Origin of the sequence: Kitasatospora sp. NPDC007106 (assembly GCF_040634455.1) — a bacterium.
Taxonomy (GTDB): domain Bacteria; phylum Actinomycetota; class Actinomycetes; order Streptomycetales; family Streptomycetaceae; genus Kitasatospora; species Kitasatospora arboriphila.
On the sequence record NZ_JBEYFP010001486.1, the window covers coordinates 1 to 1,005 of the forward strand.

Genomic DNA, 1,005 nt, shown 5'->3' on the forward strand with positions numbered 1-1,005 from the left:
GCGGCGGCAGCCGCGGGCTGGGCCGCACGCTGGTCGAGCGGCTGCTCGCCGACGGCTGGCGGGTGGCGACGTTCAGCCGCAGCGCCAACGCCTTCACCACGGCGATGACCGAGGAGTACCCGGGCTCCTTCCACTGGGAGCGGGCCGACCTCGGCGAGCCGGACGCGATGCGGGTCTTCGTCCGCACCGTGGGCCGCCTGTTCGGCCGGGTCGACCTGCTGGTCAACAACGCCGGCGTGCTCCACCAGGAGCTGCTGCTGACCACACCGCCCAAGCAGATCGACTCGCTCGTCACCAACAACCTCACCTCGCCGATCCTGCTCACCCAGGCCTGCGCCCGGCTGATGACCCGTCACGGCGGCGGCAACATCATCAACATCTCGTCCATCAACGCCATCCGCGGCTTCCGCGGGGTCTCGGTGTACGCCGCGGCCAAGGCCGGCCTGGACGGCTTCAGCCGCAGCCTGGCGCGCGAGCTCGGCACCTTCAACATCCGGGTGAACTCCATCGTCCCCGGCTTCTTCGACAGCGACATGACCGCGGACGTCACCGAACGCAACCGCGAGAAGATCCAGCACCGCACCCCCCTCGGCCGGCTCGGAACGGCCGAGGAGATCGCCGACGCGATCCTCTTCCTCACCTCCGCCCGCGCGCACTTCGTGACCGGGCAGTCCCTCGTCATCGACGGAGGTATCACATGCTGACCCCCACCGAGATCCGTGAGCTGATCGAGCGCGAGGCCCGCGCCCTGCTGCTCGACGCCGACAACGACGCCGCTGCCGCCGACGACAGCGAGGACCTGACGGAGCTCGGCTTCAACTCGCTGACCCTGGCGCAGCTGCTGATCGAGCTGGAGATGCAGCTCGGCGTCGACCCCTTCGAGGACGGCGTCTCGATCACCGACATGCGCACCATCGGCGACCTGGCGCAGGCCTACACCGTGGCCCTGGGCGCCGAGCCGGCGACCGCCTCCGCGGGGGCCTGACGCCGTGGCCACCGACCAGC

General features: G+C 70.5%; 2 protein-coding genes. Both read left to right on the forward strand.

Annotated elements, in window-relative coordinates; genetic code table 11:
* Positions 1-704 (forward strand): SDR family oxidoreductase (locus ABZ641_RS39475; RefSeq protein WP_359989582.1); only part of this gene is annotated, 704 nt, incomplete at its 5' end.
* Positions 698-985, forward strand: coding sequence for a phosphopantetheine-binding protein (locus ABZ641_RS39480; protein ID WP_344623741.1), 288 nt, complete (start codon positions 698-700; stop codon positions 983-985). The genes ABZ641_RS39475 and ABZ641_RS39480, both read left to right, overlap by 7 nt.
* Positions 986-1,005 lie beyond the last annotated feature (20 nt).